This is a genomic window from Pseudomonas sp. Fl4BN1 (genome assembly GCF_009908285.1).
Classification (GTDB): Bacteria; Pseudomonadota; Gammaproteobacteria; order Pseudomonadales; family Pseudomonadaceae; genus Aquipseudomonas.
In genome coordinates this window covers 129,896-147,441 of record NZ_JAAARM010000005.1, presented here as the reverse complement: position 1 = coordinate 147,441, position 17,546 = coordinate 129,896, and the positions used below count along the sequence as shown (strand labels likewise).

Annotated in this window: 20 protein-coding genes; 9 read left to right on the top strand and 11 right to left on the bottom strand. The window is 58.8% G+C overall.

Annotation, left to right across the window (positions count from 1 at the left end):
* Positions 1-16: 16 nt before the first annotated feature.
* From GV818_RS07815 to GV818_RS07800, 4 genes are all read left to right on the top strand, one after another.
* Positions 17-220: a hypothetical protein gene (locus tag GV818_RS07815; RefSeq protein WP_017475873.1), complete on the top strand. Its 204-nt coding sequence runs from the start codon at positions 17-19 to the stop codon at positions 218-220.
* 380 nt (positions 221-600) lie between these two features.
* Positions 601-819 (top strand): hypothetical protein, encoded by a 219-nt coding sequence (locus GV818_RS07810; RefSeq protein ID WP_161776289.1) that lies wholly within the window; start codon positions 601-603, stop codon positions 817-819.
* 121 nt (positions 820-940) lie between these two features.
* Positions 941-1,126: a hypothetical protein gene (locus GV818_RS07805; protein ID WP_161776288.1), complete on the top strand. Its 186-nt coding sequence runs from the start codon at positions 941-943 to the stop codon at positions 1,124-1,126.
* Entirely contained in the window at positions 1,123-1,374 is a 252-nt protein-coding gene (locus GV818_RS07800; RefSeq protein ID WP_161776287.1) for a hypothetical protein, read from the top strand. Before GV818_RS07805 ends, GV818_RS07800 begins: the two co-directional genes overlap by 4 nt.
* 98 nt (positions 1,375-1,472) lie before the next feature.
* On the opposite strand, the gene GV818_RS07795 is transcribed toward GV818_RS07800, so the two are convergent.
* The 4 genes from GV818_RS07795 to GV818_RS07780 form a co-directional block, all read right to left on the bottom strand.
* Positions 1,473-2,165, bottom strand: coding sequence for a hypothetical protein (locus GV818_RS07795; RefSeq protein WP_256679437.1), 693 nt, complete (start codon positions 2,163-2,165; stop codon positions 1,473-1,475).
* A 208-nt stretch (positions 2,166-2,373) separates the two neighbouring features.
* Positions 2,374-2,610 carry a helix-turn-helix domain-containing protein gene (locus tag GV818_RS07790; RefSeq protein WP_161776285.1) on the bottom strand — a complete coding sequence of 79 codons (237 nt, stop codon included), beginning with the start codon at positions 2,608-2,610 and terminating at the stop codon, positions 2,374-2,376.
* Between the two features lie 103 nt (positions 2,611-2,713).
* Positions 2,714-2,902: a hypothetical protein gene (locus tag GV818_RS07785; RefSeq protein WP_161776284.1), complete on the bottom strand. Its 189-nt coding sequence runs from the start codon at positions 2,900-2,902 to the stop codon at positions 2,714-2,716.
* A complete protein-coding gene (locus tag GV818_RS07780) occupies positions 2,899-3,099 on the bottom strand; it encodes a helix-turn-helix domain-containing protein (protein ID WP_161776283.1) in 201 nt (66 codons plus the stop codon). The genes GV818_RS07785 and GV818_RS07780 overlap by 4 nt, the downstream gene beginning before the upstream one ends.
* 162 nt (positions 3,100-3,261) lie before the next feature.
* Between GV818_RS07780 and GV818_RS07775 the strand changes: the two genes are divergently transcribed.
* Positions 3,262-3,759, top strand: a complete 498-nt coding sequence (locus tag GV818_RS07775; RefSeq protein ID WP_161776282.1) for a hypothetical protein — start codon at positions 3,262-3,264, stop codon at positions 3,757-3,759.
* Here GV818_RS07775 and GV818_RS07770 read toward each other — a convergent pair.
* From GV818_RS07770 to GV818_RS07755, 4 genes are all read right to left on the bottom strand, one after another.
* Positions 3,756-4,967, bottom strand: a complete 1,212-nt coding sequence (locus tag GV818_RS07770; RefSeq protein ID WP_161776281.1) for a site-specific integrase — start codon at positions 4,965-4,967, stop codon at positions 3,756-3,758. The genes GV818_RS07775 and GV818_RS07770 overlap by 4 nt on opposite strands.
* 189 nt (positions 4,968-5,156) lie before the next feature.
* Entirely contained in the window at positions 5,157-5,816 is a 660-nt protein-coding gene (locus GV818_RS07765; RefSeq protein WP_161776280.1) for a DUF1266 domain-containing protein, read from the bottom strand.
* Between the two features lie 7 nt (positions 5,817-5,823).
* Complete coding sequence (locus tag GV818_RS07760; protein WP_161776279.1) at positions 5,824-7,065, bottom strand: hypothetical protein; 1,242 nt, start codon at positions 7,063-7,065, stop codon at positions 5,824-5,826.
* Positions 7,056-9,392: a hypothetical protein gene (locus tag GV818_RS07755; protein WP_161776278.1), complete on the bottom strand. Its 2,337-nt coding sequence runs from the start codon at positions 9,390-9,392 to the stop codon at positions 7,056-7,058. The genes GV818_RS07760 and GV818_RS07755 overlap by 10 nt, the downstream gene beginning before the upstream one ends.
* Positions 9,393-9,907: 515 nt before the next feature.
* Between GV818_RS07755 and GV818_RS07750 the strand changes: the two genes are divergently transcribed.
* Positions 9,908-11,512, top strand: coding sequence for a tetratricopeptide repeat-containing response regulator (locus GV818_RS07750; protein ID WP_161776277.1), 1,605 nt, complete (start codon positions 9,908-9,910; stop codon positions 11,510-11,512).
* A complete protein-coding gene (locus GV818_RS07745; RefSeq protein WP_161776276.1) occupies positions 11,509-12,198 on the top strand; it encodes a sensor histidine kinase in 690 nt (229 codons plus the stop codon). The genes GV818_RS07750 and GV818_RS07745 overlap by 4 nt, the downstream gene beginning before the upstream one ends.
* On the opposite strand, the gene GV818_RS07740 is transcribed toward GV818_RS07745, so the two are convergent.
* Entirely contained in the window at positions 12,186-13,115 is a 930-nt protein-coding gene (locus GV818_RS07740; protein ID WP_161776275.1) for a LysR family transcriptional regulator, read from the bottom strand. The genes GV818_RS07745 and GV818_RS07740 overlap by 13 nt on opposite strands.
* Positions 13,116-13,433: 318 nt before the next feature.
* On the opposite strand from GV818_RS07740, the gene GV818_RS07735 reads away from it, so the two are divergent.
* Positions 13,434-14,675, top strand: coding sequence for a glutamine synthetase family protein (locus GV818_RS07735; protein ID WP_178124806.1), 1,242 nt, complete (start codon positions 13,434-13,436; stop codon positions 14,673-14,675).
* Between the two features lie 73 nt (positions 14,676-14,748).
* Positions 14,749-16,131, top strand: a complete 1,383-nt coding sequence (locus GV818_RS07730; RefSeq protein ID WP_161755994.1) for an MFS transporter — start codon at positions 14,749-14,751, stop codon at positions 16,129-16,131.
* A 58-nt stretch (positions 16,132-16,189) separates the two neighbouring features.
* Here GV818_RS07730 and GV818_RS07725 read toward each other — a convergent pair whose 3' ends face one another.
* Together GV818_RS07725 and GV818_RS07720 are read right to left on the bottom strand one after the other, a co-directional pair.
* Entirely contained in the window at positions 16,190-16,936 is a 747-nt protein-coding gene (locus GV818_RS07725; RefSeq protein ID WP_161755993.1) for a flagellar brake protein, read from the bottom strand.
* A 96-nt stretch (positions 16,937-17,032) separates the two neighbouring features.
* Positions 17,033-17,500, bottom strand: coding sequence for a flagella synthesis protein FlgN (locus GV818_RS07720; protein WP_161755992.1), 468 nt, complete (start codon positions 17,498-17,500; stop codon positions 17,033-17,035).
* Positions 17,501-17,546: the final 46 nt, after the last annotated feature.

Below are 17,546 nucleotides of genomic sequence, written 5' to 3'. Positions count from 1 at the left end.
ATTCCCAGGAGCCCCTATGTCAGTCATCGATTGCGATTACCTGCCCGACCCATCCAAGACCGCATTCCCGCCAGAACTGGCGCTGCTGATCGTGCGCAAGGCCGCCTCAATGGCCGAGGCATTCGAACAGCAGGCCCTGGACCAGTTGACCAAGGACGCCATCTCAGCAATATCCGCCGGTGCCGATCCGCGTCAGGTCATCCGGCAGATGCGGCTATAAGCGAGGTATTCCACCATTGGTGGAGAAGGTCCGGACGAACTTCCGGATATCAAATCCAGAAGGGTCAGATTTAAAATCGAACCCTTTTACGACTTGCTCGCGAAACTACCGGCATTCCGGTAGATGTCCGTGGCGCTCGGCTGTGATTTCAGCTCAGCACGAAGCGTGGACCAGTCGTGTACGAAACTACCCAGCACCCGGGTAGATAACGGAAATCCTTCCGGCATCTCCATCCCCCAAAGCTGGGGCCAGCTCCCAAGCATTCGGGAACTGCTACGGACGTAGCATTTTGGGGGCTGCAATTATTTTTCACCCACCCATTGCGTTACCGGTAATGGAGTGACATTATGGTTTCACGTTACCGGTAATGAGGAGTTCAGATGGCAGACAACCCAGAAAACCCGAACACACTGCGCCAACGAGCATTCAAGGAGCGACAGAAAGCGGCGGGCTACAAGAACACCACGGTGTGGATTCACACGGAGACGGAGCAGGAGGGTAAGCAGGCAGCACGCGACGGGAAGCCACTCAAGCCGATGGAGTCGAAAGACCCCTTGAGCTGGGCGGCGGGTTGGATCAGCGAGAAGGGTAAGCAGTAACCGGCGAAAAGTTTCGCCGATTGAATCGATGACCCAGATTTGGGCCATCTCAAAAGAGGTGCCAACCCGGTGTGCAACCACCGGGCCGGCTATCACACGACGAAACTTGAAGGTACACGCCATGCAATTTAAACAGAATATCATCCAAATTTTGGACGCGCACGGTCAGGTCATCACCACCATGGTACTGCCGGCCAATATCAAGCTGGCCCAGTTGGCACCGCTGAAGATACTCGGTGACATCAGCGTGAAGGTTCTCCCGGTCGCTCTAGCGTTCAGCGGGCTGAGCGTAGGGGGTGCAGCATGACTGCCGCCGACAAGTCTGTGCGCAACGTCGCGTCTGATGCTTTCGAGCATTTGCGGGGCTGTCAGGAGATCCTGCAGCAACTGGAGGCGCTGATGATCGCTCTCAAGGATTCTGCACCGCAACGCTCCAACCAGGCGCGTCTGGCCTCGCTCGGTGCATTCGTTGCAATGGACCACGCCAACGTCGTCGACTGCTTCATCGAGGACTACGGGCAACTCTTGGAGGTGGACCGCGAAGGAATTGACTGAACAACTACGAAGCGTTCGTTGTATCAAGGGCACTACCCCGTAACAGGGTGGTGCCCTTTTTCATTGGCGGGCGGTTGGTGCCATCTCGGCAAAGTGGATCAGGTGGAGCTGTACGCCTCCAACCACTCATCAACACTCTGATCCTGAGGAGACTTAGGGGTAGGTAAATCAGTTATCGAGGCTGTCTTGTTATCGTCCCTTCTTGTTAACTTGTTTTCGTAGTTTGAAACACACGTAGTTCGAATCGGCTGTAACCCGTGCAGTGCATGGGTTTGCGCTGTTTCCTTGTGCCCTGACGTTGTGCCCTCCTTGTGCCCTAGTTGTGCCTCAGTTGTGCCCAAGTTGTGCCCTAGAACTGCTAGGCGCGCTTGGTCTGCGGTGATGATCACGGGTTGGAGAGACTGCACATTAAGCCGGTCCTTTTTCACCTCGCCAGTCAGCAAGATGCTGGACAGCTTTCCCATGCACTTGTGGAACCGCTGCATCCGCTCAGGCAGTGGTAGACCAGCGCCCTGCCAGAACTTGCAAAACTGGCTTCGCTTGCCGACACGGAACTCACCGGCTGGAAGAGGTGCGCCAGCTTTGCCTCCTACCGTTGTACGTTTGCGGGTCAGGTCCACATTGAAAATGGCGTAGGCAGTTTCGCCAGTCAGTACCGATGTGAAGCGAAGGGTCACGCCGGCCGATTTGTGCTCTCCGTACCGGCCCGTGCTGTAGCCTTCATACCTGAATGCATCGACTCCAATTGCCGCCAGTACCGATCGGCAAATCTCCAGTGCTTTTTGATCCATCCACTCAGGCGGTACGGGTTTGCCGCTCGCCGGTTGAATGGCGAGCTGCCCAAGCTCGATGCTAACCGTGTCCCCACGGCTAAGTAGTTTTGTGGCTAGGCATTCCACTGAATCGACCTCAGCGTAATCCGGCTGGGTAACCAAACCAGTAGTTCACAGGCAGGCGCGGGGGTGTCCTCAAAACTGAGGACACCCCCGCTTTTCTGGTTTACGACGCTTCGCGCATGAGGATGTACTTGGCGACGCGGTGAGGCGGCCGCCCCGGCTCGGTGGACTGATGCGTCCAGTAGGTCTGGATTTCGTGCCCCTTTTTCCTGAGGCGGCGGATGGTGCTTGGTGGTTGAACGATGTCGAGTGCCTGGGCGGCCTCGACAGAGGTGATCGGGCCGTTTCTCAGCGCGTCGATCATCTTGCGGTCTTGCTCAGTTGAAGAATGGCGTGTCATAGTTTGCCCTTCACGTTGGTGCTATCCAGTGTGTTTTCGCCTAGGCGGTGTTCCCGCACCGCCTTGGCAACTTCTCGCGCGTTCCTGCGCAATTTCTCCCTGATCATTTGTCGCTCGGCTCGTCGACGAAGCGACTTAGAACAAGCCATAGGACGGCGGATTTCTCCTCCTCCCAGCGCTTGTACAGTCGTTCGTATTTGGTGGTAGTGGTGCTCATCCCCTGCAAGGCCCGGAACGTGTCGCAGGCGGACTGAAGCATCAGCTGCTCGTTATCGGTAAATTCCAAGATCATCGCGCACCTTCTTTCGCTGCCCGCTCAATCCAAACCTTAAGTTCGGTCATCAAAATCAAGCGACGCCGGCCAAGCTTGAACGTTTTGATTTCTCCCTTGGCAATCAACTCATAAACGCCCGATCGCGAATATCCCACGATCCGAGCTGCGTCTTCGACGCTAACGGACAAGGCTGCTGGTTGTTCTGCTGCAAGCATTTTGACTCTCCATCGACCATAGGATTTGGGTGGTCGTGGATCAATCCTAGTTTGATTGAATACTGTACGTCAACTGATGCTACATGATTTGTATGAACGTATGGACTCGGTCGGACGTACGGATTAGGATTGCCGCTCGATTTATGGCTCGGAGATTCTGAAATGGCCAAGAACAAACCCAATCAAGGATCGCGAAAGACAGAAACACTCACCCTCCGGTTAGACCCGAAGGTCAAATTCACGATTGATGTCATATCTCGGGTGAAACGGCAGTCAATTACTGGGGTGGTAGAGGCTGCAGTCGAGGCGTTGGTTTTTGATCTTGACGTCCCATTTCATGATGGTGGGAACACAGAGAGTTGGTCGGTAGCTAGTGCCGTAACCGAGGTGTGGTCTACGGACGAAAGCGAAAGATTTATAAACCTTTGCTACCACCTCCCTAACCTTCTCACGTACGAAGAGCAGCGAATCTGGGAAACCATCAAGGCATCCCCGGTGTTTCTGGATAAGGGGGCTGCAAAGATAGGAACCGATTGGCAGATCGAAGGTGTAGGGCGACTGGATCGGGGATACATCCGGATGTTCTGGAGCAACCTGTTAGAGCACATGGAAGAAAACAAAGAGAGCCGTACTATCGTGCCCTTTGAACCTCCTTTTTAAATTAGCTCTACAGCAGCAGCTTTTGTGCCGGGCGCGAGATGGGCATATCTCAGCGTCATCTTGATATCAGCGTGCCCCAGCAGATCCCGCACCGTGTTAAGTGGCACTCCGGCCATTACCAAGCGTGACGCGAAGTCGTGGCGCATATCGTGCCAGCGAAAGCCCTCGATATTGGCTCGCTCTAGCAGCTTGAGCCAGGCGCTTTTAACGTCCTCCAGACGGCCGCCTTCCTGACTCGGGAAGACGTATCGAGATTTGCCGGCCAGCTTCTTCCATTCCTCCAACACACGCACCGTTTCCTTGTTCATAGGGATGTGTCGTGTGTCGCTTGTTTTGGTTGTGGCGCCGGCGGCAGTAATCGTCTTCGTTTGGAAGTTCACCGCGGACCATTTCAGGTCGAACAGCTCTCCACGTCTCATGCCTGTATTCAGCGATACCAGGACCATAGGCTTTAGGTGGTCGGTGAATGGGACCTGCAGCAAGCTCGGCATCAGTTCCTTGCCGCGATCCGCTCTCCACTTGTTAGCACTCTCGCGCTCCACCCGCGCCTCGTCTTGACGGGCGTCGAGTGCTTCCCGAAGTCGTTTGGTCTCTTCAGCATCTAAGTAGCGGACCAGTCCCATCGAGTCGACCTTTAAGGCTTTGAGCCTGTCCATCGGGTGTGCATCGATGTACTCCCATTCAACGGCTCTGCTGAATACGCCGCTGATAGAGCCCATTTTGCGGTTGACCGTCGACGGCTTGTTGCCCGACTGCATCCAACCTGTACGGATCTGGTCCAGGTCGCGGCCGGTGATTGCGTCGAGGCGCTGGGGCATGATTGCTTCGAAGTTGTGGTCGAGCGTGTGCAGCGTTTTTTCATGCCCTTTGTGGTGCGTCTTGAACCAAGGCATGTATTTGTCATCGATGAACTCGCGTAAGGAGGGGAGGGTAGCGCCTTTACGTTCTTGGGTAACGGCTAGCGGTTCCCCCAGGGTTCTTGCCTCTGCGAGATATTGAGTAGCTTCCGCTCGCGCTTGCTCCAACGTCAGTATGCCAATGCGACCCAATGTCTTCTTGCGGCCCCTGGCCCAGGTCACTACATAGGACTTGGCGCCGGCGGCAGTGACGCGCACGAACAGACCGCCGACGGTGGTATCGTGGACCTCATATTCCTGGCCGGTTATCTGCAGGGACGCCAGCAGCTTGGCGGTGAGCTTCTCTTTCAATTTGTTCCCATGGGTGCATGGTGGGTGCAAAAAGAACTATACGGCGTCGTATTTACGGACACAACCGGACGGGAAGCCCAATAAATAAAGGGCTTGACCAGGCGGGCGGGTGGCTCTAATGACCCTCCTAAGGGGAAGGTTGGCAGTTCGAACCTGCCCTGGGACACCACTCCATTCTCCTTCGTCGCCTCACTGCGCCACTGGACAGAACGCCGGTAACCCTTGCCAGGCAACGCCTGCCCAAACGCCGCTGCCAGGGGCAAGTAGCCGGTTCAGGCTCGCCTCATCGAATGCTTCTCCCAGGGAGTCGGCCCTGAATGCTGCCACCCACTGCTGACGTCCGAGCATGTAGGCCTTGCCGAAATCCTCCCAGCTGTTGAAGCAGTCCCGGGCTCGTTGAGCATTGAGCAGCATGATGCGCCATCCGGTCTCGGGCTCGATCCAGTTCATCAGCATGGCGCAGCGAATAAAGAAGGCGCTTCGCACGCAGGCGAAGGCCATTGCTGCGCGTGGGTCATCGGTCGCATTCAGGCCATGCAGGTCAACACCAAACCAACGCCGTTCCAACGTACCGTTCAGGTGCTCGCTGACTTCGTCGTCGGTGGCGTTGCTGCGAAAACCGATCTGGTGCAGCAGTGGAGCCCTGAGTGAGGTTTTCGCCTGGTCCATGAAGTGGGTGGTGTCGGGGTCGAAGAAGCCGGTCATCCCCCTGGCGTCGACCATGGGTTGTGCCAGTGTCAGTGCCCAACGTTTGCGTGGGGTGAACATCAGCAGGGAGATGGGCGGCTGGCGGCGAAAGTAGCGCCAGACCAGCCAGGCGCCGAATAGCAGCGCAATTATCGTCATCATGGTCGTTTCACCGGGTTCTGGTTTGCCAGGCTGCGATTTCCTCGGCCAGGGCGGGGGACATGTCGGTCCAGGGCACGCCTTCGGTCTGGTACCGCGGATCGTCGGCCTGACGTGGTGGCCAAGGGGTTTTCTTGAAAATGTGGCGGGTGGCGTACTTCACCGATGGTGCTTGAGGAGAAACCTCCAGCAGTAAGTCGGACTGACGGGCTGCCACCAGCCATTCGACCATGGCTGAAGGCGCGTCCAGTCGATAGAACAGTTGTGGATAGCGAGCGACCAGGCGGGTCTGAGCCTCAGGGTCGCTGACGTCCTCAATGCGCAGCCAGCCCGACTCGGTGCGCGCGATGCCGATGGCAATGCAGTCGGCCGGGGTTTGCTGGTCGGTGCCTATGGCGTTGAGGAACAGCAGCAGATCCTGGAAGTAGCGTTCTACCGGTGGGCGGTTCTGCTTGCCTTTGACTTGCTCCACGGTGAGTGCGCCGTTGCCCTGGATGATCAGGCTGACGGTTATGTGAGGCTGGCCCTGAGCATCGCGAAGACTGAATACGCGCATGCCCTGTTGCTCCACGGCTTCGGCGTAGCGTTCGCCGTAGCCGCCGGTCAAGGCTCGGCGATTGGCGAACTGGCCCAGGCAGTGGCGCATCACGTAGCTTTCAAAGGCCATCTCGGCCCGTAGCAGCGCGCTGTCCGGGCGTAACTCCACCCAGCTGTGCTCGGCGCAGGTCACCGTCGTAGTCAGGGCTTCGGTCGAGCTCTGGCGCCAGCCCTGGTCGACCCGGGCGGACATCTGCGCATGTTCTTTTTCCCACAACGCCAGCGCCTGCGGGCAGGTGATGCGATCAAGCTTGCCTTCCAGTGCCGTGCCTTTGCGCGAGGTCAGGAACTCCACCAGCAAGGCCTCCTGGTGGAGCAGTTGTGGATCCAGTGGATCGATCCAGACCAGCGTGGCCAAGGTTTCAGAGGATGTCTCTGTGGGTGTTTTGGCTGTGGCACTAAAATACCCGGCGACCCAGTTCGGCAAGGCTTCGGTGCCCAGGGTTACACCGGCTTCTTCCAGGGTCTGGATCCGTCGTGCGGGTTCGAAGTTGCCTACCAGATGCCGATAGAAGTGATTCAGTAGCCAGCTTTGCACTGGCACTTCATCGTCACGCCCCTGGCTCCGCTGGCGGATGCCGTCTTTGAGTTGCTCGGCATTCAACAGGTTGCGTGGGGCGTAGCTGGAGGCGCGTTTGTCGACGCTTACTTCCATATCTGCCACCAGCTTTTCTTGCCGGAGGGTTGTTCCGGCGCTTGAAGCTCTGCCAGGAGCTGCTCGGTCCGGGCCCGGCACTCCACGTCGTAGTCATCGTGCGGGGTGCATAGCGCCAGAGTCCGTGCGCAGTAGTCGATGGCCTCGGCGGTGCGTCCACGCGCCTTGAGGAAATCTACCGAGCAGGACATGACCGAAACCTCGTTCATGGCCAGTACCAGCGGCTCGTAGCGTTGCCAGAGGCTATCGGCGTTATCCGGATGAGCGTGGGCCAGGTAGCGCGCCACCCTGATCCGGGCGAACAGTGCCGAGCTGTCCAGTTGCTGGTCGTTGACTCCTTGCTCTTCTTGCCACTTGAGCAGGCGTTCGAGCCAGATGAGGATTTCACTGTCACGGTCCAGCGAGTACAGAGCGTATGCCAACGGGCCCATGTAGTCATTCGGATCATGGCGGCTGTAGCCGAACTCCATCGAGTAGTGCCACAGCTGTTCTGCGGCTTCGATGATGCCGGGTTGGTCGTTCATACCGATGCGGGCACTGAGCAGGCCATTGTAGTGCTCAGCGAACGAGCTGGCGGCGATGCCGCGCAGGTGCAGGTCGATGGCTTCCTGGTAGCGCTTCTGTTCGTTGTAGCAGCGGTAGTTGATTGCCAGGTTGTTGCAGAGCATGGAATAGAGGTGCGCGCAGGCATCGAACGGATGGCCGTTACCTGTGGCGAAGTAGCGCTCCATATGCGCCTGGCCTTGCTCGTAGGCGTCTTTCTGCGCCTCGCGCAGCAGCGAGTAGGCTTCGTTTCGGGCGTCTGTCGGCAGCTTGTCCGCTTCAGCTTCTGTCAGATCGTCGATGGTCAGCGCGTAGTTGTAGGCGTATCTGCCGCTGGCCAGGATCGGCTTTGGCAGTTTCAGTGTTTCGATCACTCCCAAGCTTTTGACCCGCGCGGCAAACAGCGAATAGGCGCTGCGATTGTCCTGCAGGCGGCCGGCCTGAATGGCGTTTTGTAGCAGGCTGACTTCTGTGGCAGCGTCGATCAGGCCGCGCTCTCCATCATGCACGGCGGCCAGGCGGATGATCCAGGGCTGGTCGGGGGCGCGGCGTTGCGCCTCGGCCCGCGCCTCGGCAAACAGCGGGTCGAGCAGCTCTGGGTCATCCATGGCGCGATACAGGGCCGTCAGTAGCGGAGTGGTTGTGGGGTCGATGGATTCGATGGCCGGCAGGGCCGAGAGAAAGCTCTGCAGTACCTCTTGGTTGATGCAGGCGCGCATCACGCAGATCGGCCACCAGGCGCTGTGGTCTTCGGGATCTTGCAGGCGATGGAGAACCAGGCGGGCGGTGGCCGGCCACATTTCGGTTTGTCTGTCATACACGTCGATGAAGGCTCGGTGCCCGGCTTCATCGATGCGTCCGGCTTCTATCAGCCAGGGCAGTTCGTACTCGATGAAGTTGGTACCGCCGTCGGAGTCCAGGCTCAGCGCTGCAGCGTTGCAGATTTTCAAGGCTCCGCTCAGATCGTCCTGGGCATACAGGGCGCGGGCGGCCAGGCGTGCAGTACGCACCTCCCATTCGCGGCGCCGGGGCAGAGAGAGGCCGGCGGTCAGTTGGGCGATGGGTTGCTCGAACAGCGCGAGGCGTAGCGGGACGATATCGATCAGTGCGTTGCCCAGCCACAGCCAGTCGCCTTCATCGATGTCCTGTTCGGGGCTGGCAGTACGCACGGCGTTGACTGCATCCAGTGCGGCACTGCGGGCTTCGTCCTCACGCTCGTGGGCGGCCAGCACCCGGGCGCGGCGCCGATGTTGGTCGGCAGCGTCCCAGGCCCGTAATGCAGCGCGCGCAGGATTGACCAGAGTCAGCGCGTAACGCACATCGATGGTTTTCAGTGCGACTTCGGCGCTGCCTTGTTCCAGCTCGTCGAAGATCCGGTAGCGACGGTAGTGCTCAACGTCGAAGTCCAGAGTTTGCGTAGCCATCTGGTTGAGTTGCTCGAGTACCTCGAGAAGGGTCGACTCATCGTCGAGATAACTGGCGATTCGCAGGCGCAGGATGGCCAGGTTCATTTTCAGCTCAGCTTGGGCTGGCTGATGCGTGGCTTGCAGCAAGGCGTCGCCGTCCTGATCGATGACGGTCTTGGCCGCTGCTGAATCACCGGCCTGCATCCAGAGTGTGTGCAGGCGGTCGATGGATGCCAGCGAGTTGGCCTGCAGCGGTTGTGCCTGCAACTGGGCCAGCAAGGCATCGGTTTCCTGCTCCTGCTCTTGCTGTTGGGCCTCAAGGCGGTCCATGAACTGTTCCAGTTCAATGCCGGTTATCGCACTGCTGTTATGCGCCATCGTTAACTCCATTTGATAATGACCTGCGCATCGCTTGATGCACTGCCTGGCAGACCGGCACTTCCTCGTCGATGATACCGCCGTCGGGTGCCATGCCGATCCCTCGACACCCGGGTTGCAAATCTGTACAGCGTGCAGCTGATGGATCATTTGCCCCTTGGCCGATACCGTGCACAGCACTGGCATGGCAGGCAAAAACGATCGAGGTTTTGAGGCGCAGCACGCTATCAGGTGAAGTTTCAGAATCCAAGGTTTCAACAGCGGAGTGAGCAGTTTTCAGAGAGTTTTTTCGGGGGCGGATGGATTCTTGCGAACACCTATAAGGGAATGCCAAAGCCGGCCGATAACTTCAGTGGACAATTGTGTTCCCAAGTCGCGATCTGTATCACAGGGCGACTGGAAAATGGTTGATAGCCCGTGGCCAGCAGCTATTATCTGCGCGCCAAAAACAGGCTGTGAAGCCGGGCGGGTCCTGGTGTCTGTGGATTGATCTTCTTACTTGCCTGGAATCTTCGATGCTGGCGTACCACCAAAAGAGCTTTTTGATCGTCGATGATTTCTCGGACTTCCGCAGTTCGGTGCGTTCGATGTTGCGTGAGCTGGGTGTCAAGGATGTGGATACCGCCGATACTGGCGAACAGGCCCTGCGCATGTGTGCGCAGAAGCGCTACGACTTCATCCTCCAGGATTACCATCTGGGCGACGGTAAGAAAAACGGTCAGCAGGTGCTGGAAGACTTGATGCTGGAAAAGCTCATCAGTCATGAAAGCGTGTTCCTCATGGTCACTGCCGAGAGCAGCCAGGCCATGGTGCTCAGTGCTCTGGAGCACGAGCCTGACGCCTATCTGACCAAGCCTTTCAACCGCTCCGGCCTGGCCCAGCGCCTGGAGCGCCTGCAGCAGCGCAAGACTCTGCTCAAGCCGATTCTTCAAGCCCTTGACCGGGGCAAGCCGGTGGAAGTGCTTAACGCCTGCATCGCCCTCTGCAAGCAGGACCCGCGGTACGCGCCCCTGTGCCTGCGTTACCGGGCGGATGCCCTGCGCGACATGCATCAGAATGAGCCCCTGGAGCGCCTGTACAACAGTATTCTGGCGGACCGGCCTTTGCCTTGGGCCTATGTCGGGCTGGGGCGCTTGCTGTTCAAGCGTGGCCAAGCAGGTGAGGCCAAGGCGGTGTATGAAAAGGCCTTGAAGGCATTTCCGATGATGCCCGGGCTCTACGACGGGTTGGCGGATGTGCTGGTTGCCGAAGGCGATACCAAGCGCGCCCAGAGCGTGCTGGAAGAGGCGGTGCGCCTGTCGCCGCTGGCCGTGCGTCGTCAGGCGTTGCTGGGCAAGCTGGCCATGACCAACGAAGATTTTGACAGCGCCTCCAGAGCCTATCGCCAGGCGGTGTACCAGGGCGCGCAGTCGCGCTTCAAGGACCCGGAAAGCAACCTCGGCCTGGCCCATGCATTGATCAGCAAGGGCAGTGAGAAGGGCTTGGACACTCGCACTCGCCTGGAGATCAACCAGACCCTGAGCGCGGTGGCCAAGGAGAACCCCAGCGATCCGGGCCTGCAGATCCGCGCGCGACTGATGAAGGCCACCAGCCTGTTACTCAATGATGCGGAAACCGCTGAAAAGCTCACCGAGCAAGCATTGATACGCCTGGACGGCATGGAGCAATTCATGAGTCCCGAAGCGGCGCTGCTGGTGGCCAAGCAACTGCAGATGCTGGGGCAGGCCAGTGCGGGTGCGTCGATGTTGAAGAACTGTGCGGAGATCTACGGCGATGATCCGAAGGTCATGCAGAACATTGCCAAACTGACCGACGACCCGACGATCCTCAGTTCGTCCAATGCGGCGGCCGACATCAACCGTCAGGGCGTACGTAGTTACAAGGGCGGCAATCTGGTCGAGGCCCGGGACTTGTTCCGAAAAGCCCTGGCCATGCAGCCGAAGAACATCAGTATTGCCCTGAACATGGCACAGTCGCTGTTGCACGGCGCGGACGCCAATCCGGATGCGGCACTCCTGGAAGAATGCCAGGCGTGCCTGAAAATGGTCGGCATGATGCCCGATACCGACGCGCGTTTTCTGCGCTATCAGAAGCTGCGAAGCAAGGCGTTTGGCGAATGATCGAAAAGCAACAGGTGCTCGACTTTTCCACGGTGATCGCATCCACCGTACATGACATGAAAAACTCCCTGGCCATGCTGATGCAGGCTCACGCCCAGTGGCTGGCACGCTTGCCCGAGGCGCAGCAGGCGCCCGAGCAAGGAGTGATCGACTACCAGTTTGCGCACCTCAACGGCATGCTGGTGCAGTTGTTGGGGCTGTACAAACTGGGAGTCAACCAGTTGCCGTTGCAGCCGGCCTACCACGAGCTGGATGATTTCATCGAAGCGCAGTTGGTGAGTCATCAGGAGGTCTTCAAGAGCCGTGGTATCTCTGTCGCCTACGAGGTCGATCCGTTGAGTCCCCTGGGCTTTTTCGATCGTGAGCTGATTGCCTCGGTGTTGGCCAACTGCATCAACAATGCGATCCGCCATGCGCGTCATGCGTTGTTGATCACGGTCAGTGATGAAGAGGGGCAGGTAGTGCTGTCGATCAATGACGACGGCGAGGGCTATCCCCAGGTGATGATCGAGCGTCAGGCCGACTATGTTCAGGGCATCAATCAAAGCAGCGGCAGTACCGGGCTGGGGTTGTACTTCGCCGGGCGTATCGCCGAGCTGCATCAGCGCAACGGCGTGTGCGGGCATACCCTGATCAGCAACGGTGGCCCTTTGGGCGGTGGCCTGTTCAAGATTTACCTGCCCTGAGCGCTGGTGTTGCCCAGTTCTTGCCCGGCCAGATCCAGGCATTCGAGAAAGGCGGCCAGCGCCGCTTTGGGTTCCTGTCCCTGGCGAGTGATGCAGTGGAAGCTCGAGCGATAGGCCAGGCGCTGGGGTAGCAGGGCGCGCAGTTGGCCCTTGGCGACCCAGTTGGCGGCGTAGTGGCTGGGCAGATAACCCAGGTAGGTGGTCGAGAAGATCAGCGTTGCGATGGCTTCCATGGTGTAGGCGCTGACGGTCTGGTTGAAGGGCAGGTCGTGGGGCCGTTGATTTTCCGCCATATAGCCTCGACCCACGTAATCGGCGGCGCAGATGTCTTCCATGGTCAATGCTTCATCGCGGCGTAGAAACAATGGATGCCCGTTGGCGCAGTAGAGGTTCTGTTCTTCATCGAACAGGTGCTGATAGTGCAGCCCCGACAGTTGATGGTGGAAGGCGCCGATGGCCAGGTGCAGGCGCTCGTCGAGCACTGCCTGTTCCAGCTCATCGGGGCGCATCAGGTGCAGGTTCGGACGCACTTGTGGCAGGCGACGACGCAAATGATTCAGGGCCAAAGGCAGGGGCGCGCAGGGCAGGCTGACCAGGCTGTCGACGCTGCCGATCTGCAGGTGTTCACGGGCTGCCGGACCTAGCCGGTTGGCATGCTGGCGAAAGCGCTCGATGTCAGTGAACAGCAGTTGCGTGGCCTCGAACAGTTCCTGGCCCTGATCGGTCAGCTGAAAGCCGCTGCTGCCCCGTCTGCACAATGAGTATCCCAGGCGTTCCTCAAGATCGCGCACTACCACGCTGAGTCGTGACAGGCTGGTGTTGAGTCGTACTTGAGCTGCGGTGAAACCACCGGCTTCAACGATGGCGCAGAAAACCCGCAGCATCCGCAGGTCGATATCGGCAAGGCTTCCCAGCATGCGGGCCTCCATCGGTCAGGCTAGGGCAGGCGATTGAGCCTACTCCTTTCGCTGAGTGGCTGGATACTGGCTGTGTATCGGCAGTGAACGTGCGGGTTGTTTGCCGATGTGCAGACGGTTGGGGATTTTATTCTCGCCTGCTTGAAATCCTGAACGGGTGGTGCGTATTTTGTACGGGTCGCCGTTCGCGGCTCGTATAACAACAAGGATTGAGTCATGACAACCGATGGCCACAGTTCACTCGCCGAGCGATTGACGGGCATTGATGAGATTGAATGTGTCACTGCGGATTTGAATGGCGTACCGCGGGGCAAGGTGATGACCGCCGAGGGATTCCTTGAAGGGCGGCGTTTGCAGATGGCACGGGGGGTGCTGCTGCAATGCATCATGGGCGGTTACCCGCCTGCGCGTTTTTACGGCAGCGACGACGGCGACCTGGCGCTCAATGCCGATCCACAGCAGATTCATCGCCTACCCTGGAGCCAGGCTCCACGGGCGCTGGCTATCTGTGATGCGGATGAGCTCAGTGGCGAGAGTTCGCGACTGTCCACCCGTGGTCAACTCAAGCACGTGGTCTCCCGCTATGCGGCGCTGGGACTGGCGCCGGTGGTGGCTACGGAGCTTGAGTTCTTTGTGTTCGCTCCCAACGACGATCCCGCGGAGGTTTTCCGGCCACCAGTGGGGCTGGATGGTCGGCGGGAGGAGGGCTACTCGGCATTCAGTGTCAGCTCCAACAACGGCCTGCGACCGTTCTTCAAGGAGGTCTACGAGTGCATGGCCGCTCTTGGCCTGCCCCGCGACACCTTCATGCACGAGATGGGCGTCAGCCAGTTCGAGATCAACCTGCTGCACGGCGATCCGCTACTGCTGGCGGACCAGACGTTCCTGTTCAAGCACCTGCTCAAGGAAGTGGCGCTCAAGCATGGCCTAATCGTGGTTTGCATGGCCAAGCCACTGGCCCATACACCGGGCAGTTCGATGCATATTCACCAGAGTGTGGTGGAGATCGGTAGCGCTCGTAACGTCTTCAGTGACGAAACTGGGCAGCCGACGGCGATGTTCCGTCATTTCATTGGTGGCCAGCAGGCGGCAATGGCGGATTTCACGGCATTGTTTGCCCCCAACGTGAACTCCTATCAGCGCTTGTGCCATCCTTACGCTTCGCCGAACAATGCCTGCTGGTCCCATGATAATCGGGCGGCTGGGTTGCGAATCCCGGCCAGTTCGCCGGTGGCGCGACGGGTGGAGAACCGCTTGCCGGGCGCGGATGCCAATCCGTACCTGGCGATTGCCGCGAGTCTGGCAGCGGGCTTGCATGGGATCGAGAATGAGCTGGAGCCGACGGCTGCTATCCAGGGTGAATTTACAGTGCCGGACAATTTGTCATTGCCCTGTACCTTGCATGCGGCGCTGGAGCGTCTCAAGCGCAGCCAGTTGGCCAGGGAACTGTTTGGCAACGAGTTCATCGAAGGCTACATCGCTTCGAAGACCATGGAATTGACCAGCTTCTTTGATGAAATTACTCCCTGGGAACGGCGTGTGTTAGCGGCCCAGGCATAACCGAACCGTCGCTGGTCGGGCCCCGTCTTGCCAGGGGGCCGGTACCTCATTCAAGGAGCCGCTCGGAACGCCGATGCGCCAAATCTGGAAATCCTTTCGAGCGCTTTATTTTGCCTCGCTGATGATGCTGATCGGCTCGGGTCTGCTCAGTACTTATCTGGCGTTGCGTCTGGCCGCCGATCATGTCGATAGCCTGTGGGTGGGCGCGCTGATGGCGGCCAACTATTTCGGCCTGGTTCTGGGGGGCAAGCTGGGGCATCGGCTGATTGCCCGGGTCGGGCATATCCGCGCCTACGCCACCTGTGCCGGGATCGTTGGTGCAGCCGTGCTCGGGCATGGGTTGGTGGACTGGCTGCCGGCCTGGCTGGTGCTGCGGATGATTGTTGGCCTGGGAATGATGTGCCAGTACATGGTCATCGAAAGCTGGCTCAACGAGCAGGCCGATGCCAAGCAGCGTGGGTTGGTCTTCAGCGGCTACATGATTGCCTCTTATCTGGGGTTGGTTCTGGGGCAGTTGATTCTGGTCATGCATCCATCCCTGGGGCTTGAACTGTTGATGCTGGTAGCCCTGTGTTTTGCCTTGTGCCTGGTGCCGGTGGCCATGACCCGGCGTATTCACCCGGCGCCTTTGCATCCGGCGCCGATGGAGCCGCGGTTCTTTATCAAGCGGGTGCCGCAATCCCTGAGTACGGTGTTGGGTTCTGGGCTGATCGTCGGGTCGTTCTACGGCCTGGCGCCGCTCTACGCGTCGCAGCAGGGCCTGAGTACCGAGCAGGTGGGCCTGTTTATGGGTAGCTGTATTTTTGCTGGCCTGGTGGTGCAGTGGCCGCTGGGCTGGTTGTCCGATCGTTACGATCGGGCGCTGCTGATACGCTGCTTTGCGTTGTTCCTGGCGGTGGCAGCCTTGCCCTTGGCGATATTGCCTGCGGTGCCGCTTGAGGTTTTGTTCGTCCTGGGATTTTTCTGTTCCCTGGTGCAGTTCTGCCTTTATCCGTTGGCGGTAGCCTTCTCCAATGATCATGTCGAGGGAGACCGACGGGTATCGCTGACGGCGATGCTGTTGGTGACCTATGGCGTGGGGGCGAGTATCGGGCCGCTGGCTGCGGGGGTGCTGATGAAGTTGTTCGGCAGTCAGATGCTCTACGCCTTCTTCAGTTTCTTTGCGCTGGTCCTGGTTTGGCGGATCCGGCCAAAGGCTGTGACCAATCTGCATCAGGTGGACGATGCGCCACTGCATCACGTGGCGATGCCGGACAGCATGTCCAGTTCGCCTTTGGTGGCGGCCCTCGATCCGCGAGTGGATGAGCAGGTGGTTCAGGATCAAATGCAGACCACGCCTGCGCCAGACGCGGCACCTGGGGAGCCGGAGTCAGAGGCGCCCGACATGCCAGAAGTGGTGGATGAGGTGCCGCTTGAGGAGTGCGCGCGGGATCATCTCAGTGGGGCCAGGCCTTAGCGCCAAAAAAAACGGGCAGTGCCGCAAGGCACTGCCCGTTTTCATTGATGCCTGGTGATTAGATGTCGTCTTTATCGAAGCGCCGCGCTTCGCGCTGCAGTTGATAGACGAAGCGCTCGACCTGACGCTGTACCAGGCCGCTCATGTTATGAAAGCGCACACCGGCAAAGGTCGTGTTGATGCGTTCCTCATGGTGCAGGTAACGCAATTCAACTGGAGCGGTCATGCTGCCGAAGGGCAGGGCTGCGATAAAGCGCTCATAGACCTGGCCCAGTTGCAGGTGCGAGGAAATGTCGCCGTCGAAGCGCAACTTGCAACCGGTGGCGGAAATGTCCAGCAGTTTGCCGTTGAGGGGCGATTTTAGTTTCTCGCCGCTAAGTTCGATATCCACCAGTTGTGCCAACTTCAGTGCGGCACGGAAGGCGTTTCGACGTTGGTGGTAAACCACTTCGTCCGGCAGCGCGGTATGGTAGCAGCGGCCGCCGTTGGATTCATCCAGGGTTGGCAGGCCGTTGCTTTCCCAGGCAATGCGTACACCCTCATGGAAGCCTTCAACGCGAAATGGCTCGCCCGCCAACATGAAGCGTTCGCCGTCGCGGGGAATCATCTCGTCGAGGGCAATCATGTTGCTCTCGCGGTCGACTTCCACCAGATAGCTTTGGAAGCGCTGGCTACGCTCGTGGAAAGTGATGATCAGTGGGTCATGGCTCTCTTGCAGCAACCGCAGGTTGGAGGAAATTTCCAACGCAGTGGTGAGCACCTTAGGTGGCTGCGGAGCATCTTCCGCGTTTGAGGCGTTGAACACGGTTCATCAATCTCCAGACAAAATACAACAACACGCATGAGCTGGCATTTTGCCAGCATGTTTCACGGCTTGGTAGCGCGCGCTCATTTTTGGGGCTTAAGCCTGACTGAGTGGGCGGGGCTTCGCAAGCATTGAGGTAGAGCCGCGGGCGTCATAGAGGGCTGGAGGTTCGCCGCCATTGAGGATTTTCAACTGGTTGGCGGTGGTGGCTTGCTGAATCTGGATCGATCGACCGTTGAGCTCGTTGGTGGCTTGGCAGTCGGCCAGCAGTTGGGTAAGGAGATTGCCCTGCTCAAGCAGTTGCTCACCCAGGCTTGAGTGGCTGGCCAGTTGCTCGAGGCCGGCTCGATTGGTCGGCAGGTTCAGGCTCGCGAGGATCTCTGTGCGTTTGCGGCCATGCTGTTCCAGCAAAATGACCAGGGCTTGCTTCTGCGCCAGAATATTTTCCAACAGCGGCATGTCGCGGCCGTGCAGGGCTACGGATTCGGCTTTCAGCAGCTCCAGCAAGTGTTGAGCTGGAGCAAAGTCATCGTTGATCAGTTGCAGTAGATTGGTGTCGTGCATGGCTGGCCTTGGGGGTTAAGCGTCCAAAAGCCTAGCGCAAGCCTGT

Bases quoted from the DNA above. Each gene is read 5' to 3' on its own strand.
- GV818_RS07815 (WP_017475873.1), top strand. From the start codon at position 17: ATGTCAGTCATCGATTGCGATTACCTGCCCGACCCATCCAAGACCGCA.
- GV818_RS07810 (WP_161776289.1), top strand. From the start codon at position 601: ATGGCAGACAACCCAGAAAACCCGAACACACTGCGCCAACGAGCATTC.
- GV818_RS07805 (WP_161776288.1), top strand. From the start codon at position 941: ATGCAATTTAAACAGAATATCATCCAAATTTTGGACGCGCACGGTCAG.
- GV818_RS07800 (WP_161776287.1), top strand. From the start codon at position 1,123: ATGACTGCCGCCGACAAGTCTGTGCGCAACGTCGCGTCTGATGCTTTC.
- GV818_RS07795 (WP_256679437.1), bottom strand. From the start codon at position 2,165: ATGGATCAAAAAGCACTGGAGATTTGCCGATCGGTACTGGCGGCAATT.
- GV818_RS07790 (WP_161776285.1), bottom strand. From the start codon at position 2,610: ATGACACGCCATTCTTCAACTGAGCAAGACCGCAAGATGATCGACGCG.
- GV818_RS07785 (WP_161776284.1), bottom strand. From the start codon at position 2,902: ATGATCTTGGAATTTACCGATAACGAGCAGCTGATGCTTCAGTCCGCC.
- GV818_RS07780 (WP_161776283.1), bottom strand. From the start codon at position 3,099: ATGCTTGCAGCAGAACAACCAGCAGCCTTGTCCGTTAGCGTCGAAGAC.
- GV818_RS07775 (WP_161776282.1), top strand. From the start codon at position 3,262: ATGGCCAAGAACAAACCCAATCAAGGATCGCGAAAGACAGAAACACTC.
- GV818_RS07765 (WP_161776280.1), bottom strand. From the start codon at position 5,816: ATGATGACGATAATTGCGCTGCTATTCGGCGCCTGGCTGGTCTGGCGC.
- GV818_RS07760 (WP_161776279.1), bottom strand. From the start codon at position 7,065: ATGGAAGTAAGCGTCGACAAACGCGCCTCCAGCTACGCCCCACGCAAC.
- GV818_RS07755 (WP_161776278.1), bottom strand. From the start codon at position 9,392: ATGGCGCATAACAGCAGTGCGATAACCGGCATTGAACTGGAACAGTTC.
- GV818_RS07750 (WP_161776277.1), top strand. From the start codon at position 9,908: ATGCTGGCGTACCACCAAAAGAGCTTTTTGATCGTCGATGATTTCTCG.
- GV818_RS07745 (WP_161776276.1), top strand. From the start codon at position 11,509: ATGATCGAAAAGCAACAGGTGCTCGACTTTTCCACGGTGATCGCATCC.
- GV818_RS07740 (WP_161776275.1), bottom strand. From the start codon at position 13,115: ATGCTGGGAAGCCTTGCCGATATCGACCTGCGGATGCTGCGGGTTTTC.
- GV818_RS07735 (WP_178124806.1), top strand. From the start codon at position 13,434: ATGACCGCCGAGGGATTCCTTGAAGGGCGGCGTTTGCAGATGGCACGG.
- GV818_RS07730 (WP_161755994.1), top strand. From the start codon at position 14,749: ATGCGCCAAATCTGGAAATCCTTTCGAGCGCTTTATTTTGCCTCGCTG.
- GV818_RS07720 (WP_161755992.1), bottom strand. From the start codon at position 17,500: ATGCACGACACCAATCTACTGCAACTGATCAACGATGACTTTGCTCCA.